Below are 19,321 nucleotides of genomic sequence, written 5' to 3'. Positions count from 1 at the left end.
GCGTCACCTCGTCTCAGGGCGCGGGCTCGCCGCGCCGGAACGCCGCGATCTCGTCGAGGCGGTCGAGCAGTTCCTCCTCGCGGGCCTCGAAGGTCTCCTCGTCGATCCGTCCGGCGAGGAGCTCCTTCTCCAGGGCGGCGAGTTCGCGCTCGACGGGCTCGGGGTCGTAGTACTCCTGCTCGGCGGCCTCCAGCACGCGTTCGACGACCCAGCCCACCCCGCGCACCGGTGCGAGGGGGAGGGTGACGATCTGGGTGAACAGCCCCATGGGGTCACTCCCTCTCACACGAAGCTGTACGGGGGCAGCGGTCCGAGCAGCCGGAAGTCGCACTCCTCGCCCACCTGGTTGGCAAGGCTCATCTGGGTGGCCAGGAACATCTCCTCCTTGCTGTCGTCCACCAGGAAGGAGACGCTCAGGAAGTCCTGTCCGGCGGGCGCGGTGGCCACGTCGTCCCGGGCGAAGGGGCGCAGCGCCTCGACGATGCCCGCCCCGAGTGCCTGCTGGCGCGTCTGCACCTCGTGGGCGATCAACTCGCCCAGCATCAGCGGCATGTCGGGGGAGGCGGCTCCGCCGCGTATCTCCTCGTTCAGCCCGCGTATTTCGTCGTTCTCCTCCAGGATCCGGCGCAGCAGGGAGTCCTCGTCCCACGCGACCTTCAGGTGGTACTCGGCGCAGCCCTGCAGGTTCTTCAACTGCTCCCGGTACTCCGCCGCCCGGTCCTCCAGCACGGCCTTCACGGCCTCATCGTCGGGTGCCGTGAAGCCGAAGCGCAGCGGCAGCACGGCGCCGTCGGCCATCAGCCGTTCCTGCACCTCCTGATGGGCGAGTACGTCCCTGCGCCGGGGACGCAGATCCCCGGGAGCCTCGCTCACGACCGCGGAGAGTTCGGCGCTCGTCACCGTGCGCAACTCCTGGCCCGATCCACCCACGGCCGTGAGGCCGTCCAGGCGCAACGGGTGGTCCTTCGCGGTGATGGAGTAGACGTAGACGGCCATGCTCATTCACTCTCCCGCCGGGAAGCCCGCCCGGTGCTCCTGCGCCGCGGTTGCCGGGGCTCCTCCTCGTACTCCGCTTCTTCCTCTTCCGGCTCCTCCTCGTACTCGTCCTCTTCCTCGCCCTCGTCGCTCCCGCCCTTCAGGGTGTCGGTGACGGCCTCGACGGCGCCCGACAGGGCGCCCTTCGACTTGCCCTTGGCCCCGCCCTCGGTGATCTCACCCACGAGATCGGTGAGCTGGGTCGGCTGCTTGCGCCCGGACTCCAGGTCAAGCCGGTTGCAGGCTTCGGCGAAACGGAGGTACGTGTCGACGCTCGCCACCACGATCCGGGCATCGATCTTGAGGATCTCGATGCCCACCAGCGACACGCGGACGAAGACGTCGATGACGAGCCCTCGGTCCAGGATCAGTTCCAGGACGTCGTAGAGGCTGCCCCCACCGCCCCTCGACATACCACCCCCGCTCTGCGGCACCACGGTCATGGGGCCTCCCTTCAGCGCCTTGCGTCGGATCAGGAGCGTCGGTCGATCTGGCCCCGCGTGTAGCGGCGGGTCCGCTCGTACGCCACGAGGTCTCCTTCCTCGTCCAACGTCACGTGGTAGGTGGCCATCACACTGGTCGTCTGGGGCACGCGCTCCAGTTCCAGCACCTCGACGTCCGCCTCCCAGCCGCCCTCGGTCGGTTTCACCGCGGATACGGATTCCGGCCTGCGACCGAGGAGTTCGGAGAGTTGCTCGGAAGCGGATCGCATGGCCCAGGCCGCCGAACGTTTGCGGGGCCGCCGGGGCCGCTCGGCGCTCTCACGCCGTGCTGCGCCTTCGCTCCTGGTGGAGCGCCGGGCCCTTCCGGGGTCGCTCTTGTCGCTTGGGGCCATCCACTTCTCCGGCTCTGGCGCGGCGCCCCCCCCACAACGAAACGTACCATTTCAGCATATACACCTCACAACGTGCGCGGCGACGGGCCGCCTCCCGCGGGGCCCAACTCCCGAAGGGAACAAGTGATGAAGGACTCGACCAAGCTCGCTCTGGCCGCCGCGGTGGCGGGCGGCTACGTCCTCGGCCGTACCAAGAAGGGGCGGCTCGCCTTCGGAATGGCTACCTACCTCGCCGGTCGCCGCTCCGGACTCGATCCACAACAGCTGGTGACCGAGGGTATTCGCAAGCTCAAGGACCTGCCTCAGGTCGCCCAGCTCAAGGAGCAGGTGCAGGGAGAGCTGATGAGCGCCGGCCGAAAGGCGGTCGCCGCTGCCGCGGACCGGAAGCTCAAGGATCTCGCAGGGAGCTTGCACGACCGTACGGCCCGCATCGGCGGCAAGAAGGAGAAGCGCGAGGACGAGGAACCGGACGAGGCGGAAGAGCAGTACGCGCCGGAGGACGAGGAGGAGCCTGAGGAAGAGGAAGAAGAGCAGGCCCCTCGGCGCCGTCGCCAGGCCAAGCGGCGGGTTCCCACGCCACCGGCGCGCACGACCGCAGCCAAGAAGGCGGCCGCCAAGGGGACCCCCGCCAAGAAGGCGCAGCCGGCGAAGAAGGCCGCCGCCAAGAAGAGCGCGGCACCGGCCGGGAAGGGGGCGGCGAAGAAGACGGTACCTGCACGGAAGTCCGCCGCGAAGAAGACGGCAGCGAAGAAGTCGACAGCCAAGAAGGCCCCCTCACGGCGAAGGTAGTTCCACGCCAGGACGGCTGGGGACAGTGGAGACAGGCTTCGGGCCTGGATCAGATGCGTCAGGCACTCCGACGACGCCGCAAGGCGCACCACGCGCGGCAGCGCCGGCTTCCATGAGCCGACGCCGGCCCTCGCATCCTCCTCGTTGTCGAGCACTGCCCTCAGGCCCGTTCGGGAAGGCCCGGCCGCATCTTGGTACGCGAGCGCACGTCGATGACGCCCCATCACCCCCCGCCCCCGCGCGCAGGCGGGCCGTGGTCGCCACGGCCGTCCGCGCGTCGTGTCACCGCGCCAGGCGGCGGATCTCCAGGGTGTTGTCCACGCGCGTCGTGGGGCGCCCGTCGGGATCGTTCTGGATGCGCTCGTGCTCGTCGCTCAGCACCACCTCCCACTCCCCGTCCGGGAGCCCGAGGCTCTCCAGCACCTCCTGCGGCGTCGGGAAGTGCACCTCCGGGTGCGGATCGGTCTCCCAGGCCGGGAACCCTGCGTGCCCGACGACGAGCAGCACGCCGCCGGGCGCCACGGCCGCCGCGGCGGCGCGCAGGATGCGCTCGCGGGGCATGTCGTTCGGCGAGTGCAGGAACTGCGCGGAGACGAGGTCGTAGGTGCCCTCAGGGAACGTCGCGCCCAGGTCGTGGCGCTGCCAGTCGATGAGACCCTCGGCGATGCCCTCCGCCTTCGCGTGGCCGGCGGCCCGCTCCAGGGCGACGCGGGAGATGTCGACGGCGGTCACCCGCCATCCCTGCCGGGCCAGCCAGACCGCGTCGGCGCCCTCACCGCAGCCCAGGTCGAGGGCCGTGCCGGGCTTCAGGCCCTGGACCTCGCGGACCAGGACGTTGTTGGGGTTGCCGCTCCAGACGCGGTCGCTCCCGGCGTACCGGGCGTCCCAGAACTCCGCCTCGGACTCGGCGCCGGTCGCGCTGGTGGTGCCGTCGGTCATGGATGTCGTCTCCTTTGTGCCGTGGGTGCGGGCCTGCCCCCGACGATGCGGTGCCGCCCATCCGCCGGGCAAGCCTTCTTGCCGGTTCGGCAACACGTGCCCCCTGCCGCCTCCTGCCCCGGCGGCAGGTCCGCACCTATGTTGATGTCATGGACATAGCGTCGAACGAGGACCACCCGCTGCGGCGCCTGACGCTCGGCCAGCTGCGGCGCCGGACGAGCATGAAGTGGCGCACCCATCCGGATGACGTACTGCCGCTGTGGGTGGCGGAGATGGACGTGCCGCTGGCCGCGCCCGTGGCCCGCGCGCTCACGGAGGCGATCGCGGTCGGCGACACGGGCTATCCGGCGGGCACCGCGTACGCGGAGGCGCTGGCGGACTTCGCCCGCGAGCGGTGGGGCTGGGACGGCGTGGCCGTGGAGCGCGCCTCGATCGTCCCCGACGTGATGCTGGGCGTCGTCGAGATGCTGCGGCTGGTCACGGGTCCCGGCGATCCGGTGATCGTCAACTGCCCTGTGTACCCGCCGTTCTACCAGTTCGTGACGCATATGGACCGCCGGGTGGTGGAGGCCCCGCTCGGCCCCGGCCTGCGGCTGGACCTCGCGGTGCTGGAGGAGGCCTTCGCCCGGTCCACGGCCGGCGGCGGCCGGGCCGCCTACCTGCTGTGCAGCCCGCACAACCCGACCGGCACGGTGCACACCGCCGAGGAGCTTTCCGCGGTGGCGGCGCTGGCCGAGGCGTTCGGGGTGCGGGTCGTGGTGGACGAGATCCACGCGCCGCTGGTGACCGCCGAGGCGGCGTTCGTGCCGTATCTGAGCGTGCCCGGAGGCGAGAGCGGCCTGTCGCTGATGTCCGCGTCGAAGGCGTGGAACCTGGCCGGGCTGAAGGCGGCGCTCGCCCTGGCCGGGCCCGCCGCGGCGGGCGACCTGGCGCGTATGCCGGAGGAGGTCGGCCACGGACCGAGTCATCTGGGCGTCATCGCGCACACGGCGGCGCTGCGCGAGGGCGGACGGTGGCTGGACGCCGTGCTGGACGACCTCGCCGAGAACCGCCGGCTGCTCGCCGCTCTGCTGGCCGAGCAACTGCCGGCGATCGCCTACCAGCCGGCCCCGGGCACCTACCTGGCCTGGCTGGACTGCCGGAAGCTGGGCCTCGGCGACGACCCGGCCGCTGCCTTCCTCGCCCGCGGGAGGGTCGCCCTCAGCGCGGGGTCCGAGTTCGGCACGGGCGGCGAGGGCCACGCACGGCTGAACCTCGCGACGACGCCCGAGGTGCTCACGGAGGCGGTGCGCCGGATGGCGAAGGCCGTCGGCTGAGGCGGCCGACCGACGCCCCCCGGCCGAGGTCTGAAACGTCCCTCACCGGGTAGCCGCCCCGGAGACCGGGACAGACATCGGACGAGGCCGCCGGTGCCGGGCGGCCCGCCCGGCACCGGCGGTGCCCGGGCCCTCCCGGTGGCCGAGGGAGGCGATGATCGTGACGCACGATTTCGCGCCCGGTGGCGGCGGCCTGCGCGTCGTCGTCGTAGGGGCGACCGGAAACGTCGGGACGAGCCTGGTGCGGGCGCTCGTCGACGACCCGGCGGTGGCCGAGATCGTCGGCATCGCCCGCAGGATCCCCCAGGACTGGCGCCCCGCCCGCACCACATGGGTGCACGCCGACATCGGCGACGACCGCACGCGCCTGGTGGAGCACCTGCGCGGCGCGCACGCCGTCGTGCATCTGGCCTGGCTGCTGCAGCCCACCCACGATCCTTCGATCACGTGGCGCACCAACGTCCTGGGCGGCATCCGCGTCTTCGAGGCGGCCGCCGCGGCCGGCGTCCCGGCCCTGGTCCACGCCTCGTCGGTGGCAACGTACTCCCCCGGCCCCAAGCGGTACCCGGTCGACGAGTCGTGGCCCACGCACGGCTGGCCGGGGGCCGCCTACTGCCGGGAGAAGGCGTACGTCGAGCGCTGCCTCGACGCCTTCGAGCGGGAGAACCCGCAGATCCGCGTGGTGCGCATGCGGCCGGGGTTCGTCTTCAAACGGGAGTCCGCCGCCCAGCAGCGCCGCTTGTTCGCGGGGCCGTTCCTGCCGAACCGGCTCGTACGCCCCCGGCTGGTGCCGGTCGTCCCGGACATGCGCGGGCTGCGCTTCCAGGCGCTCCACTCCGACGACGCGGCCGAGGCCTACCGGCTGGCCCTGCACCGTCCGGTGCACGGCGCCTTCAACCTGGCGGCCGATCCGCCGCTGGACGCGGAGGAACTCGCCGCGCTGCTCGGGGCGCAGGTCGTCCGTATGCCGCGGAGCGCGGTGCGGGCGGCGCTGGCCGGGGCGTGGCGGCTGCACCTGGTGCCGTCGTCGCCCGGCCTGTTCGACGCCGTGGTCAGGCTGCCGCTGATGGACACCTCGCGGGCCCGCCGCGAGTTGGGCTGGGAGCCCCGCCACACCGCCACCCGGGCGATCGAGGAGTTCCTCGAGGGTCTGCGCGAGGGCGCGGGCGACATCTCGACCGCTCCTTTGGCGCCGGGCGGGGCCGGCAGCCGGCTCCACGAGGTGGCGACCGGTGTCGGCTCCCGGCCATGAGCGCGCGGCGCGTGCGCGGCGGCCTGACGGCGCGGGGGACGCGACGCCGTCCCGACGTCACCCGTCGTCGGCGCTGAGGCGCTCGGTGTCCTGGAGTTCGGCCTTGGGCACCCTGTCGTCGGGGCCGTCGTCGGGGCCGCCGTCCGGCCGTGCCCGGGCCCGTTCGAGTTCGGCGTTGAACTCCAGGCCGAGGAGGACGGCGATGTTCGAGATCCACAGCCAGACGAGGAAGACGATGATCGCCGCCAGACTGCCGTAGAGCCTGTTGTAGTTGGCGAAGTTGGAGACGTAGAGGCTGAACACCGCGGAGGCTGCGGCCCAGATCACCACGGCCAGGGCGCTGCCCGGGCTCACCCAGCGGAAGCCGCCGTGCCGGACGTTGGGCGCCGCCCAGTACAGCAGCGCGAGGACGAGGCCGAACAGTGCCAGCATCACGGGCCATTTGACGATGCCCCACACTCCGAGCGCGGCGTCGCCGACCCCCAGCACCTGGCCCGCCCTGCGAGCGAGGGCACCGGTGAAGACCACGCCGATCGCGATGAGCGCCGTGACCGCCAGCAGCACCACGGGGATGACGAACCTGCCGGCCAGGGTCTTCCAGAAGGGCCGGCCCTCGTCGATGTCGTAGAGGGCGTTGGCGGCCCGCATGAAGGTCGCCACGTAGCCGGAGGACGACCACACGGCCACCACGATGCCGATCGCGAGGGCGAGACCCCCTCGGCCGACGCCGTGCTGCAGCTGCCCGAGAACGCCGGTCAGCATGTCGCGGACCGGTCCGGGCGCGAGTTCGCCCGCGTTCACGATCAGGGGTTTGACGCTGGGGCCGTCCAGCAGGCCGACGACGGACACCATGACCAGGAGGGCGGGGAAGACCGACAGCACGGCGTAGTAGGTCAGCGCCGCGGCCCAGTCGGTCAGGTGGTCCGCCCAGAACTCCTTCACCGTGCGCCGGAGCACCACCCGCCAGGACTCCTGGGGGAGCTCGGTGGGCTTGCGGGCGCCGGTCTGCGGGTGGCGAGTCATGCGCGTTCACCGCCTCGGGGCACACCGACCCCACAGGAAATAGTGACAAAACGCTACATAAGCAGCGGGGGACAGGCACCCGGAGTGTCACCGCTCAGTGCTGGAGCGCGACCTTCGCCGCCACGATGACCAGACCCAGCGCCATGTTCACGATCCCCACCGACACCACCGCCCACCGGGACGCGCCCACCCGGATGACGGCGGCACTGGCCCACCCGACCTGCTGGGCGACGGCGATGGAGACCGCCAGCCATGCCGCGCCCTCCGGCCCGAGCCCCAGCAGCGGACTCACCGCGACCGAGGCCGCGGGCAGCAGCGCGGCCTGCACGATCGGCCACTCCCGAACGCACACCTGGCGGATCTCGCGCCACGTGACCTTCTGCGCGCGCAGGCGGTCGCCGACGAAGCCCGCGTAGACGTGGGCGGCCCAGAACACCAGGCCGGTACAGATCAGCAGCAGCACCAGTTCCAGGCGCGGGTACGGGCCCGCCGAACCGGCACCGGCCACCACCGAGGCGGCGAGCAGCGATCCGTAGACGGCGCCGGTGTAATTGGCGCGGCCCGTGCCGGGGGCCTCCCGGCCGGAGAGGTCTCGCGGGGAGGAGCCGGCGGCTGTCACCTCCCCAGGATCACCGAGGGAGCCCGGCCCCGCACGGTCGCACGGCAGCCGCCGCGACCGGCGGGCCACCGGCACGCGCCGCTCACGGCGACCGCGACCGGAGCTCCGCCCGGCCCGGACGGTCTCGTCGTCCGGGCCGGGCGTCCCCTCCAGGTCCAGGGCACGACGGCTCGGGCGGCGAGCCGGCCCGGCCCGCCCCGGGAACGCGACGTCCGAATCCCGCCAGCGACCCGCCCCCGCGATGCCGCACAGTGGAGGGGTGACGAGCGACACGACCGACGAGGACAGCAGGTACGAGGCGGTGTGCAGCCGCGACGCCCGCTTCGACGGCGAGTTCTTCTTCGCGGTGGCGACGACGGGGATCTACTGCCGCCCCAGTTGCCCGGCGGTCACGCCCAAACGGCGCAACGTCCGGTTCTTCCGCACGGCGGCGGCCGCCCAGGGATCGGGTTTCCGGGCCTGCCGCAGATGCCGCCCGGACGCGGTGCCGGGCTCGGCGGCGTGGAACGCGCGGGCGGACGTGGTGGGCCGCGCGATGCGGCTGATCGCCGACGGGGTCGTGGACCGGGAGGGCGTCGCGGGGCTGGCCGGACGGCTCGGGTACAGCGCGCGGCAGGTGCAGCGTCAGCTCAACGCGGAAGTGGGGGCGGGCCCCATCGCCCTCGCCCGCGCGCAGCGGGCCCACACCGCCCGCATCCTGCTGCGGACCACGGACATGCAGGCCGCGGAGATCGCCTTCGCCGCCGGTTTCGCGAGCGTACGGCAGTTCAACGACACGGTCCGCGCGGTGTACGCGCTCACGCCGACCGGGCTGCGGCAGGCACGCCCCGCCCGGCACACGGCCGCCGGTACCGCCGCCGGCGTGCCGCTGCGGCTGTCGTACCGGGGGCCGTACGACACCGGGCGGGTCTTCGACTACCTGGCGGCCCGCGCGATCCCCGGTGCCGAGGAGATGACGGGAACCCGAGGCAGGCGGGTCTACCGGCGGACGCTGCGGCTGCCGCACGGGCCCGCGGTCGCCGAGGTCGAGGAGGCCGCGCCCGGCAGGGGCGGCGACTGGCTGGAGTGCCGGCTGCACCTGACCGCGCTGCGCGACCTGACCACCGGGACACAGCGCGTGCGGCGCCTGTTCGACCTGGACGCCGATCCGTACGCGGTCGCCGAACGGCTGTCCGCGGACCCGGCGATGGGGGCGCTGGCCCGCGCCCGCCCCGGACTGCGGGCGCCCGGGGCGGCGGACCCGCACGAGCTCGCCGTGCGGGCGGTGCTGGGCCAGCAGGTGTCCGTGGCGGCCGGGCGCCGGCTCGGCGCGGCGCTGGTCGCCGCCCACGGCGAGCCGCTGGCGGCGCCGAGCGGCGGTCTGACGCATCTGTTCCCCGACGCGGACACGCTAGCCGGGGCGTCGCTGGAAGCCGTCGGCATGCCGCAGGCCCGGCGGGAGACGCTGCGCGGCCTGGCCCGCGCCCTCGCCGTCGGCGAGGTCACCCTCGATCCGGGCGCGGACCGGGACGGCGCGGAGAAGGACCTGCTCGCGCTGCGCGGCATCGGGCCGTGGACGGCCGGCTACATCCGGATGCGGGCCCTGGGAGATCCCGATGTGCTGCTGGAGGGCGATGTCGCGGTGCGCGCGGGGGCCACGCGTGCCGGTGTCCCGCTGGAGGACGCCGAGGGCTGGCGGCCGTGGCGCACCTACGCGATGCACCTGCTGTGGAGCGCCGGTTGACCCGAGGACCGCGGGAACGCGACGTCCGAATCCCGCCGGACATCGGTGAGGAACCACCGCAGAATCACAGATGTCACTGAAAGCGTGAGGAAAGAGAAGGACCGATGACCGTCTACACGACGTTCGACAGCCCGCTGGGCGAACTGCTGCTGGTCGGCGAGGAGTCACCGACCGCGAAGGGCGGCACGGCGCTCACCTCGCTGTCGGTGCCGGACCAGAAGGGCGGCGTCGTCACGGCGGACCTGGCGGACGGCGCGCGTGCCGACCACGCCGCGTTCACCGAGATCACCCGCCAGCTCCGGGCGTACTTCGCCGGCGAACTGACGCACTTCGACATCGAGTTCACCAGCGCGGGGACCGCCTTCCAGCAGCAGGTGTGGAAGACGCTGGAGAGCATCGGCTACGGCACGACGCTCACCTACGCGGACGTCGCCGAGGCGATGGGCATTCCGCGGACCTCGTCGCGCGCGGTCGGCACCGCGATCGGCCGCAACCCGCTGCTGGTCGTCCGTCCCTGCCACCGCGTGGTCGGCGCCAAGGGCGCGATCACCGGCTACGCGGGCGGCGTGGAGCGCAAGCGCCTGCTGCTGGACCTCGAGGCCGGGAGCGGGGCGGCATGAGGACGACGGCCGTGACCACCACCGCCGCACCGGCCACGACGCCCCTGCGCGAGCGGGTCGACACCGAGGACTGGCCGGCGCTGGCCGCCGGACTCGACGCCCACGGGAGCGCCCTGACCGCCCGTCCGGTCCTCTCGCCCGCCGAGTGCCGCGCGGTCGCCGCGCTCTACGACGAGCCCGGGCGGTTCCGCTCGACCGTCGACATGGCACGGCACCGCTTCGGCTCGGGGCAGTACCGCTACTTCGCGTACCCCGTCCCCGAGCCCGTGCGGGCCCTGCGGGCGGCGTTCTACCCGCGGCTGCTGCCGGTCGCCCGCGACTGGGCCGCCCGCCTGCGGCAGCCCGCGCCCTGGCCCGACAGTCTCGACGAGTGGCTGGCGACGTGCCACGCCGCCGGCCAGGCCCGCCCGACGCCGATCCTGCTGCGCTACGGCGCGGGCGACTGGAACGCGCTCCACCGCGACCTGTACGGGGACCTCGTCTTCCCGCTCCAGGTGGTCATCGGGCTCGACGTCCCCGGCGAGGACTACACCGGCGGCGAGTTCCTGATGACGGAGCAGCGGCCGCGGGCGCAGACCCGGGGCTCGTCCGCCACCCTGCCCCAGGGCCACGCGCTGGTCTTCACCACCCGCGACCGGCCGGTGCGCTCGGCCCGCGGCTGGTCGGCCGGCCCGATGCGGCACGGGGTGAGCACCGTGCGCGCCGGCCGGCGCCACACCCTCGGCCTGGTCTTCCACGACGCCTCGTGACGACGTACGTGCTGACCGGCCCGGACGGGCTGTCGTACCGCAGCGCGGCCCCTGGGACGCTGGGCGGGCACCGGCGCGGCCGGCTGTACGGCCGCCTCGACTGCCCGGCCGCTCTGCGGGCCATAGCGCGCGGCGGGTACGTGCGGGAGCGGGTGTTCTTCGCGGACGAGGCGACGGCCGTCGCCGCGGGTTACCGGCCCTGCGCCCGCTGCCTGCCCCAGCGGTACCGACAATGGAAGGCGACACCGACGGAGCGGAACGCCATGACCCACCTCGACGCACCCGCGGCGGCACCGGCCTCGCCGCCGGTCCCGCCCGAGGGCCTGGCCGTGCTCGACGGCCTACCGGGACCGGCGCCGCACACCGGGGCCGAACTCGCCGCGCTGCTGGGCCTGCTGGGCGACGCCCGCCCCCGCGTGCGCGCCGTCGCCCTGGGCCACAGCCGGGACGCCGCCTCCCGGGCCGCCGCCGAGGACTTCGCCGAGGCGTGGCGCGCGTCGGACGGCACCGTCGCGGCCCTCGTGGACTGGCCCGAACGGGCCGCGTCGTGGCTGCGGGCCGCGCGGCGGCTGACCTCGCCGGCGCCGGACGCCTGGGTGGTGGCCGCGGCGCCGGCCGGGTGGGCGCAGCCGGCCCGCCGGCTGCGGCGCGGTACGCCCTGGGACCCGGCGCGTACGTACGGCTTCGCCGCGCTCGGCGACGCGCGCGTGGTGGCCGCAGCCGGGGCGGAGACGCTCCAGGGCCTGCGCGGCGCGACCCCGGACGGCCGGACCTGGCAGGTGGACCGGGGGTGGGTGACCACGGCCGCCCCGGGCGGGGGCGGTGCCCGGTGAGCGCGCTCATCCCCCGACCCCGGCTGCGGGTGGCGCCCGGCGCGGTGCACGTGCCGGGCTGGCTCACCCTGGACCAGCAGCGGGAGCTGGTCGTCGCGTGCCGCGCCTGGGCCATGGGCCCGGTCCCGATCCGGCACACCCGGCTCCCCCGCGGCGGGGTGATGTCGGTGCGCACGGTCTGCGTCGGCTGGCACTGGCGGCCCTATCGCTACACCCGTACCGCGGACGACGTGAACGGCGCCCGGGTCGCGCCCTTCCCCGACTGGATGGTGGGGCTGGGGCGCCGCGCCCTGGTCGCGGCCTACGAGGACCCGGCGGCGGGCGACGGCTACACCCCGGACACCGCGCTGATCAACTTCTACGACGGCGACGCCAGGCTCGGCATGCACCAGGACAAGGACGAGCGCAGCGCCGCGCCGGTCGTGTCGCTGACCATCGGCGACAGCTGCGTCTTCCGCTTCGGCAACACCGAGAACCGCAACCGCCCGTACACGGACCTGGAACTGGCCTCCGGCGACCTGTTCGTCTTCGGCGGCCCGTCCCGATTCGCCTACCACGCCGTCCCGAAGGTCCACCCGGGCACGGGCGACCCCGCCACCGGTCTCGCCTCCGGCCGGCTGAACATCACGATGCGGGTCACGGGACTGGACGACGGGTCGCGGGGCCGGGCGCCACGGGCGTGACGGCACCGCCGGGGCCCGGGCGCAGGCCGGGGGCCAGCACCAGGGTGACAGCGACGGAGAGGGCGGCCATGCCCGCCATCGCGGTCGCCGGGGAGGTGCGCTGGGCGACGGCGCCGGCCAGGGCGGCGCCCAGGCCCTGGCAGGTGAGCATGCCGGAGGAGTGCAGCCCGAGGGCGTGACCGCTGAGTTCGTCGGGGGTGAGGGCCATCAGTCGCTCCTGGAGCAGCAGGCTCGCCGCGTAGCCGACGGAGGCCACGGCGACGACGGCCGCCGCGAGGGGCAGCGCGGGGTGCAGCGCGAAGACCAGGTAGGGGGCCGCGAGGAGCAGGCGCAGGGCGGCGCCCGCGCGTTCCCGCCACCACGGCGGGACGAACCGGCCGGCCATGGTGTCGCCGACGAGCATGCCGCAGGCCGCGGCGGCCAGGAGCAGCCCGGCGTTCTCCGGCGCGTAGGGGACGAAGAGCGACTCGCAGCCGACGATCAGGCCGTTGGGGACCCAGAGCGCGAGGTACACGTAGCGGCGCGGCCGGGCGGACCACAGGAGCACGTTGGTCCGCCAGGTCTCGGCCGCCGAGGGGCGGCCGCCCGCCCGCGGCGGCCTGGCGCGCAGTCCGGTGAGGGCGGTCGCCGCGGCGGCGAGGTAGAGGGCCGCGCCGGCGAGCAGGACCCCGCGCGGTGACAGGGCGGCGAGCAGCAGACCGCCGGCGGCGAAGCCGCAGACCTGCATGGTGCCGGTCGCCATGTTCAGCACGGAACGGCCCAGCAGGAAGCCGCCCTTGGGGAGGATCTCGTGGAGCAGCCCGTAGCGCACGCCGCCGCCCAGGGACGCCACCAGTCCTTCGGCCGGCAGGATGACGAACACGGCCCAGATCGGCAGGCCGGGGACGGCCAGTACGGCGGTGCCGAGGGCGAAGACCAGGGCGACCGCGGCGAGCGCCGCACGCGGCGGCAGGCGGTCGGCCGCCGACAGCAGGGTCGTCGCCCCCGCCACCTGCGCGAGGGAGGGGCCGAACATGGCGACGGCGGACAGCAGCGGCGAGCCCGTGGCGTCGTAGACCAGGGTGCTCAGGGCCAGCCCGCTGACCGTCTGCGCCGCGATCTGGCCGGTGGAGACCAGGAACAGCGGGGTGAACTCCCTTGTGCGGAAGAGTTCTTGGTAGGTGCGCATGGAACCGAGTCTCGGCGGCGCCGGTTCGGGCGGTTAATGTTTCGCGCGGGCGCGAAAGGTGAGGAGGGCGGGGCATGGGCTGGTGGGTGGTGAACTCGGAGACGCTGGTGGGCAGCCGGTTCGTCGTCTCCCCGCTGGCCGAGGCCATCGCCGCCCTCAAGCTGCTCGACCGGGGCACGGCCGCGCACCCCGGGGAGCGCGGCTGGCTCGGCACGCACCTGCCCGCGTACCGGGAGCGGCTGGCCGCCGACCCGGTGACCGGGCTGCTGGTGCGTGCCGCTCTGGGGCGCACCTGGAACGCCGACTTCCTCACCCCCACGCCTTCCGGCGAGGGCGCTCCCGGCTTCGAGGAGGAGCTGCAGCGGATCCGCGAGACCCCGCCGGACGCCGCCCGTGAGCATCTGACCGTGTCGCTCGGCGGACCGCTCCCCGCCCCGCTGCGCCGCGCGGACCTGCCGGAGCGCGCGGCGGACGTCGTCGCCTGGGTGTGGACGCACACGGTGCTGCCGCAGTGGCCGCGCCGGCGGCGGGTCATCGAGGCCGACATCGTGGCGCGCACGGCACAGCTCGGCCGCGGCGGCTGGGCGGAGGCGCTGGACGACATGCGCCGCGGGATGCGCTGGCTCGGCGAGGGCCGGTTGCAGATCAACACGCGGGACTACCCGCCGCGCGACCTGTCCGGCGCCCGGCTGATGTTCGTGCCCGTCACCCCGCGCACCGGGTGGGTGTCCTGGGACGAGCCCGTGCGGTACGCGGTGGTCTACCCGTGCTCGGGCGCGCTGGCCGAGGCGGGGCGGCAGCGGGTCCCCGAGGCGCTCGGTTCGCTGCTCGGCCCGGCGCGCGCCGCCGTCCTGGTGCTGCTCGCGACGCCGATGAGCACTACTCAGCTGGTCGCCCTGACCGGTCAGGGGCTGGGCTCGGTGGGACGTCATCTGAAGGTGCTGCTCGACGCCCGTCTGGTGCGCCGCCGGCGGGCGGGGCGTTCCGTGCTCTACTACCGGACGGAGACCGGCGACGCCCTGGTCGCGGCCCAGCAGGACGGCTGACGGAAGGAGCGGGGCATGGTCCACAGACCCGTGCCGTTCGACGAGCTCGACCGCAAGATCGTCGCGGCTCTGATCGCGAACGCCAGGACGAGCTTCGCCGAGATCGGCGCGGACATCGGCCTGTCGGCCACCGCCGTCAAACGGCGGGTGGACCGGCTGCGGGAGTCCGGGATCATCACCGGGTTCACCGCCACGGTCCGGCCCGCGGCCCTCGGGTGGCGGACGGAGGCGTACGTGGAGGTGTACTGCGAGGGCGCGGCGCCGCCCCGGCGGCTGGCCGAGGTCGTCAGGAACCACCCGGAGATCACGGCGGCGATGACGGTGACCGGCGGCGCGGACGCCCTGCTGCACGTCCGGGCGACCGACGTCGGGCACTTCGAGGAGGTCCTGGAGCGGATCCGGACCGAGCCCTTCATCCGGAAGACGATCAGCTACATGGTGCTGTCGCACCTGCTGCCCGACAGCCCGGAGGCGGGGGCGGCGCGGCCCGCCTCGGAGGGCGCAGCAGACCTGCGCTGAAGGGCCCGCCGACGCAGCATCGCTGCGTGTGCTCGCAGCGTCCGGATCTTGTCGTCCAGGGCCCCCGATTCCTACCGTTGAGCCGTTCCCCCGGCCTTACCGCAGGAAGCGGAGGAGTTCGCCGTGCCCGAGAACCGTGTGGCCCGCCCCCGGCGTTATCTGGTCTGCCCGCCGGACCACTTCGATGTGCGCTACGCGATCAACCCGTGGATGCGGGAGGGCGTGCGGGTCGACACCGCGCTCGCCCGGCAGCAGTGGGCCGCGCTGGTGCGGGCCTACCGGGAGCACGGTCACACGGTGGAGTCCGTGGAGCCGGTCCCGGGGCTGCCCGACATGGTGTTCGCCGCCAACTCGGCGCTGGTGGTGGAGGGGCGCGTGTTCGGCTCGTCCTTCCTCGCGCCCGAGCGCCGCCCGGAGGCCGAGGAGTACGCGGCCTGGTTCAAGGCGGCGGGTTTCGACGTGCACCGCCCTGTGTCGGTCTGCGAGGGGGAGGGCGACCTGGTGCCGGTGGGCGGTTTCGTCCTGGCCGGTACGGGCTTCCGCACCGTCCGGGCGGCGCACCACGAGGTGCAGGAGTTCCTCGGTGTGCCGACGATCGGCCTGCAGCTGGTGGACCCGCGCTTCTACCACCTGGACACCGCGCTGTTCGTCCTCGACGACGGGGCCGCGGGCGGGCCGGCGAACATCGCGTACCACCCGGAGGCGTTCTCCCCCGGCAGCCGCGAGGTGCTGCGCCGGATGTTCCCCGACGCGGTCGTCGCCACCGCGGACGACGCCCTGGTGTTCGGCCTCAACTCGGTCTCGGACGGCCGGCACGTGTTCATGGCGCCCGCCGCCAGGGGGCTGTCCGAGCAGCTCGCGGGGCGGGGCTACGTGCCCGTCCCCGTCGACCTCACGGAGTTCCACAAGGCCGGCGGGGGCATCAAGTGCTGCACACAGGAGATCCGCCCGGCGCCCTGAAGCGCCGGGGCCGCCGCCCGGCTTCCCCGCCCCGGGGTCCCCTGCCCGCCGTCACACGGGCAGGGAGCGGTTGAACAGCCGCACCTGGCCGCGGGCGATCGGCCGGCCCGCCGCGTCGGTGATCACCGCCGGCCAGAGCTGAAGGCTCCGGCCCTGCTGGAGGGGAGTGCCGCGGACGTCGAGGCGGCCCCGGACGTACGGGAGCAGGAAGTCGGTCCGGTTGCCGACGCCGACGGCGAACCGGCCCTCGGAGCGCACGGCGTAGGAGGCGCCGACGCTGGCCACGCTCTCGATCACGGTGGAGTAGAGGCCTCCGTGGGTGATCCCCCACGGGGTGTGGTGCTCCTCGGTGGCCTCCAGGTGGGCGGTGACCTCCTGCGCGCTGATCGTGTCGTAGTGCAGCCCGACGGCGCGCAGGAAGGCTCCGGCGGCCTCAGGGTCGAGGTCCGGGTCGGTGGTCTCCGTCATCGTGGCTCCCTCCTGTTCGTCCTGTGACGCGGGCGGGGTCAGTGGGCCTGCGGGGCGGGCCGGTTGCCGACCAGCACGAGGGCGGCGACGGCGGCGGCCGCCAGGCCCACGCCGGGGATGAGCACGGCCAGGTGCAGGGCTCCGGTGAAGGCACCGCCGACGGCATCGGTGACGGTGTCCCGGAGCGCGGCGGGCAGGGTGGAACCCTGGGCGCCGGTGCCGACGGCCTGGGTCACCTGGTCGGCGACACGGGAGGGGACACCGCGGTCGGAGAGTTCACCGGGCAGCCGGGAGGCGAGACCGCTGGTGAGTACGGTGCCCGTGACGGTCGCCCCGAGCGTGCCGCCGACCTGGCGGAAGAGGTTGACGGTGCCGCTGGCCATGCCGCCGTCGGTATGCGGCACGCTGATGACGGCCACGGCCGTGCTCGGCGGCAGGACCAGGCCCGCGCCGGCACCGAACATCGCCATCAGCAGCACGATCACCTCCGTCGACGAGGTGGGCGTCTGGGCCGTCATCAGCAGCGTACCCGCCGAGGCCAGCAGGGCGCCGGCGCCCAGGGTCGCCTTGAAGCCGATGCGGCGGGCGATCGCCGCGGCCACGTAGCTGACCAGCACATAGGAACCCATCAGCGGCAGGAGCAGCAGGCCCGCGTCGAGGATGGACTCGTGCCGGATCCGCTCGAAGTACAGCACCTGGGCGAAGGCGGTGGCCACGAAGGCGTACTGGGCGATCATCGCGACGACGTTGGCCGTGGCGAAGGAGCGGCCGCGGAAGAGCCGCAGCTTGAGCATGGGCGTCCGGGTGCGCGCCTCGTGGACGACGAAGGCGGCGAGCGAGGCGGCGGCGACCGCGAAGGCCGTGGTCGCGTGGGTGGTGCCGAAGCCGGTGTGGCCGCCCTCGACGAGGCCGTAGTTCAGCGCGCCGATGGCGAGGACCGCGAGCACGAGACCCGGCGGGTCCAGGTGGCGTCCGGGCTGCCGGCTCTCGGTGACGAACCGGGGCGTCAGCACCAGGACCAGCACCGCCAGGGCGACGTTGACCAGGAACACCGCGTGCCAGGACCAGCGCTCGAGGATCAGCCCCGCGGCGACCGGCCCGAAGGCCAGGCCTATGCCGGAGACGGCGACCCAGATGCCGACGGCCCGGGTCCGGGCGTGCGGCTCCGCGAACATGCCGGTCACCAGGGACAGGCTGTTCGGCAGGATGGCGGCGCCGCCGAGGCCCATGAGGGCCTGGCCCACGATGACACCCGAGGCGCCCGAGGCCAGCGAGGTGACGAGGCTGCCCCCGCCGAGCAGCACCATGCCGAGGGCGAAGACGCGCCGCCGGCCGAGGCGGTCGCCGACGGTCCCGGCGGAGAGCACGAAGCTGGCCACCATCATCGAGTAGATCCCGGCGATCCACACCAACTGGGCGCCGGACACCCGCAGGTCCTGCTGGAGCGGGGCGAGGACGGCGGTGGTCTGGGTGATGTTCACGAACATCGCCATCTGGCCGAGGCTCGCGACGACGAAGCCGATCCATCGCTTCCTCGCCTCCCCCGGATCCGGTGTCCTCACGGTGGTCGCGGCGTCGGACGCACCCGCACTGACGGCCTGGTCCGTGGCGGCGCTCGGGCTCCTCATGAGCTGTTCCCTTCCCGGCTGAGTTCGACTTTCGAACCTAGCTTGACGGGCACGCTACCACGTCTGAGTTCTTTCTGAGAACTCAGGTAGGATCCGGAGCATGGAATACCTCGACCAGGACACCTCGAACTGCTCCGTCGGGCGGGCCGTCGGGCTCGTCGGCCAGTCCTGGGTGCTGCTGATCCTTCGCGATGTCACCCGCGGGGTCAGGCGCTTCAGCGACCTCCAGGACCACCTCGGCGTCTCCCGCTCGGTGCTGGCGGACCGGCTGGGCGGCCTGGTCGCCCACGGGCTCCTCGAACTGCACACGTACCAGGAGCCCGGCGCCCGGCGCCGGGCCGAGTACGTGCTCACCGACAAGGGCCGGGACCTCTACCCGCTGCTCACCTCGCTGCGGCAGTGGGGCGACAAGTACCTCGCCGACCCCGAGGGCCCCGCGCTGCTGGCCACCCACCACGACTGCGGTGCGCCCGTACGGGCCCGGCTGGTCTGCGACGAGGGCCATGTGATCGGCGCCCCGGAAGAGGTCGACCGCAGCCCGGGCCCCAGCGCCCGGCCCCGCCCCACCGCCGACGTACCGGCCTGAGCGAACCCGCGCCGCACGGGGCACGCCGCCCCGTGGCGGGGGGTCGCCATGGCCCTCAAGCGGCCGCCGCGGGCGGGGACCAGGGCCCACTGTCAGACCGGCGCCCTACCGTGAGGCGGGATGATCGCTGACGACGGGAGACGGGCGATGGGCGCCTCCGGCTGGGACTACGTCACTTCGTACCGCGGGAGCGTCGAGGCGACGCTCGAAGCCCTGCACGAGCAGGTCTTCCAGGAGCTCTACGGCGACGATGAGCAGTACGCCGATCGCGCGGCGCTCTACGCCGACGAGTCCCTCGAGGATTCGGGCACCCACTCGATTTTGGACGTCCGCCGCGTCGTCGACACGCCCGCGGGTCCTGGCAGGGGCGACTGGGACCACTGCACGCTGCGCCCGCTGCGCCCCGAAAGGCTGCTGCATCACTTCGGGACGGCGGAGCCGACCCCACAGCAGTTCGAGGACGCCTTGGCGCGCGCCAAGGCCCCGTCCTCACCCAGGTCACGCAGGTCACGCAGGTCACGTGGAACTGA

The 19,321-nt window shown here is 73.8% G+C and carries 22 protein-coding genes; 12 read left to right on the top strand and 10 right to left on the bottom strand.

Annotation, left to right across the window (positions count from 1 at the left end):
• Positions 1–13 precede the first annotated feature (13 nt).
• Genes B085_RS0114830 through B085_RS45630 form a run of 4 tightly spaced genes read right to left on the bottom strand, consistent with a single transcriptional unit; the run spans position 14 to position 1,870 of the window.
• On the bottom strand, positions 14–268 hold the full coding sequence (locus B085_RS0114830; protein WP_018559348.1) for a gas vesicle protein GvpG: 255 nt from the start codon (positions 266–268) through the stop codon (positions 14–16).
• Between the two features lie 14 nt (positions 269–282).
• The gene (locus tag B085_RS0114825) at positions 283–996 is read right to left on the bottom strand and encodes a GvpL/GvpF family gas vesicle protein (RefSeq protein WP_026251042.1); all 714 of its coding nucleotides are present in this window, start codon (positions 994–996) and stop codon (positions 283–285) included.
• Between the two features lie 2 nt (positions 997–998).
• Complete coding sequence (locus tag B085_RS0114820; RefSeq protein WP_018559346.1) at positions 999–1,478, bottom strand: gas vesicle structural protein GvpA; 480 nt, start codon at positions 1,476–1,478, stop codon at positions 999–1,001.
• 29 nt (positions 1,479–1,507) lie between these two features.
• Positions 1,508–1,870: a gas vesicle protein gene (locus tag B085_RS45630; protein WP_026251041.1), complete on the bottom strand. Its 363-nt coding sequence runs from the start codon at positions 1,868–1,870 to the stop codon at positions 1,508–1,510.
• A gap of 126 nt (positions 1,871–1,996) precedes the next feature.
• Between B085_RS45630 and B085_RS49290 the strand changes: the two genes are divergently transcribed.
• Positions 1,997–2,659 (top strand): hypothetical protein, encoded by a 663-nt coding sequence (locus tag B085_RS49290; protein ID WP_018559344.1) that lies wholly within the window; start codon positions 1,997–1,999, stop codon positions 2,657–2,659.
• A 282-nt stretch (positions 2,660–2,941) separates the two neighbouring features.
• Here B085_RS49290 and B085_RS0114805 read toward each other — a convergent pair whose 3' ends face one another.
• A complete protein-coding gene (locus tag B085_RS0114805) occupies positions 2,942–3,598 on the bottom strand; it encodes an SAM-dependent methyltransferase (RefSeq protein ID WP_018559343.1) in 657 nt (218 codons plus the stop codon).
• Between the two features lie 149 nt (positions 3,599–3,747).
• On the opposite strand from B085_RS0114805, the gene B085_RS0114800 reads away from it, so the two are divergent.
• The gene (locus B085_RS0114800; protein ID WP_018559342.1) at positions 3,748–4,914 is read left to right on the top strand and encodes a MalY/PatB family protein; all 1,167 of its coding nucleotides are present in this window, start codon (positions 3,748–3,750) and stop codon (positions 4,912–4,914) included.
• 154 nt (positions 4,915–5,068) lie between these two features.
• Positions 5,069–6,166, top strand: a complete 1,098-nt coding sequence (locus B085_RS0114795) for an NAD-dependent epimerase/dehydratase family protein (RefSeq protein WP_018559341.1) — start codon at positions 5,069–5,071, stop codon at positions 6,164–6,166.
• A gap of 57 nt (positions 6,167–6,223) precedes the next feature.
• Here the strand turns inward: B085_RS0114795 and B085_RS0114790 are convergent, their stop codons facing one another.
• Together B085_RS0114790 and B085_RS0114785 are read right to left on the bottom strand one after the other, a co-directional pair.
• Complete coding sequence (locus B085_RS0114790) at positions 6,224–7,189, bottom strand: YihY/virulence factor BrkB family protein (protein WP_018559340.1); 966 nt, start codon at positions 7,187–7,189, stop codon at positions 6,224–6,226.
• 94 nt (positions 7,190–7,283) lie between these two features.
• Positions 7,284–7,808: a hypothetical protein gene (locus tag B085_RS0114785; protein WP_018559339.1), complete on the bottom strand. Its 525-nt coding sequence runs from the start codon at positions 7,806–7,808 to the stop codon at positions 7,284–7,286.
• Positions 7,809–8,049: 241 nt separating this feature from the next.
• Here B085_RS0114785 and B085_RS0114780 point away from each other — a divergent pair, with 241 nt between their 5' ends.
• From B085_RS0114780 to B085_RS0114755, 5 genes are all read left to right on the top strand, one after another.
• Entirely contained in the window at positions 8,050–9,531 is a 1,482-nt protein-coding gene (locus B085_RS0114780; protein ID WP_037731653.1) for an AlkA N-terminal domain-containing protein, read from the top strand.
• 104 nt (positions 9,532–9,635) lie between these two features.
• The gene (locus tag B085_RS0114775) at positions 9,636–10,151 is read left to right on the top strand and encodes a methylated-DNA--[protein]-cysteine S-methyltransferase (RefSeq protein WP_018559337.1); all 516 of its coding nucleotides are present in this window, start codon (positions 9,636–9,638) and stop codon (positions 10,149–10,151) included.
• On the top strand, positions 10,148–10,900 hold the full coding sequence (locus B085_RS0114770; protein WP_018559336.1) for a 2OG-Fe(II) oxygenase: 753 nt from the start codon (positions 10,148–10,150) through the stop codon (positions 10,898–10,900). The genes B085_RS0114775 and B085_RS0114770 overlap by 4 nt, the downstream gene beginning before the upstream one ends.
• Entirely contained in the window at positions 10,897–11,733 is an 837-nt protein-coding gene (locus B085_RS0114760) for an Ada metal-binding domain-containing protein (protein WP_018559335.1), read from the top strand. The genes B085_RS0114770 and B085_RS0114760 overlap by 4 nt, the downstream gene beginning before the upstream one ends.
• Positions 11,730–12,416: an alpha-ketoglutarate-dependent dioxygenase AlkB family protein gene (locus tag B085_RS0114755; protein WP_026251039.1), complete on the top strand. Its 687-nt coding sequence runs from the start codon at positions 11,730–11,732 to the stop codon at positions 12,414–12,416. The genes B085_RS0114760 and B085_RS0114755 overlap by 4 nt, the downstream gene beginning before the upstream one ends.
• Here B085_RS0114755 and B085_RS0114750 read toward each other — a convergent pair.
• Complete coding sequence (locus B085_RS0114750; protein WP_018559333.1) at positions 12,370–13,584, bottom strand: hypothetical protein; 1,215 nt, start codon at positions 13,582–13,584, stop codon at positions 12,370–12,372. The two genes, B085_RS0114755 and B085_RS0114750, sit on opposite strands and share 47 nt — an antisense overlap.
• A 74-nt stretch (positions 13,585–13,658) precedes the next feature.
• Here B085_RS0114750 and B085_RS0114745 point away from each other — a divergent pair, with 74 nt between their 5' ends.
• The 3 genes from B085_RS0114745 to ddaH all read left to right on the top strand — a co-directional run bounded on the left by B085_RS0114745 (position 13,659) and on the right by ddaH (position 16,109).
• On the top strand, positions 13,659–14,630 hold the full coding sequence (locus B085_RS0114745) for an ArsR family transcriptional regulator (protein WP_018559332.1): 972 nt from the start codon (positions 13,659–13,661) through the stop codon (positions 14,628–14,630).
• Between the two features lie 15 nt (positions 14,631–14,645).
• The gene (locus tag B085_RS0114740; protein ID WP_018559331.1) at positions 14,646–15,149 is read left to right on the top strand and encodes an Lrp/AsnC family transcriptional regulator; all 504 of its coding nucleotides are present in this window, start codon (positions 14,646–14,648) and stop codon (positions 15,147–15,149) included.
• 123 nt (positions 15,150–15,272) lie between these two features.
• Positions 15,273–16,109: a dimethylargininase gene (ddaH, locus tag B085_RS0114735; protein ID WP_018559330.1), complete on the top strand. Its 837-nt coding sequence runs from the start codon at positions 15,273–15,275 to the stop codon at positions 16,107–16,109.
• Positions 16,110–16,160: 51 nt separating this feature from the next.
• On the opposite strand, the gene B085_RS0114730 is transcribed toward ddaH, so the two are convergent.
• Positions 16,161–16,577: a PaaI family thioesterase gene (locus tag B085_RS0114730; RefSeq protein ID WP_018559329.1), complete on the bottom strand. Its 417-nt coding sequence runs from the start codon at positions 16,575–16,577 to the stop codon at positions 16,161–16,163.
• Between the two features lie 38 nt (positions 16,578–16,615).
• On the bottom strand, positions 16,616–18,205 hold the full coding sequence (locus B085_RS0114725; protein ID WP_018559328.1) for an MFS transporter: 1,590 nt from the start codon (positions 18,203–18,205) through the stop codon (positions 16,616–16,618).
• Between the two features lie 100 nt (positions 18,206–18,305).
• Here B085_RS0114725 and B085_RS0114720 point away from each other — a divergent pair, with 100 nt between their 5' ends.
• Positions 18,306–18,791 carry a winged helix-turn-helix transcriptional regulator gene (locus B085_RS0114720; RefSeq protein WP_018559327.1) on the top strand — a complete coding sequence of 162 codons (486 nt, stop codon included), beginning with the start codon at positions 18,306–18,308 and terminating at the stop codon, positions 18,789–18,791.
• Positions 18,792–19,321: the final 530 nt, after the last annotated feature.

Source organism: Streptomyces sp. BoleA5, from assembly GCF_000373665.1.
Classification (GTDB): Bacteria; Actinomycetota; Actinomycetes; order Streptomycetales; family Streptomycetaceae; genus Actinacidiphila.
Note: the sequence above shows the minus strand (reverse complement) of the source record. Positions and strands in the feature narration are given on the sequence as shown.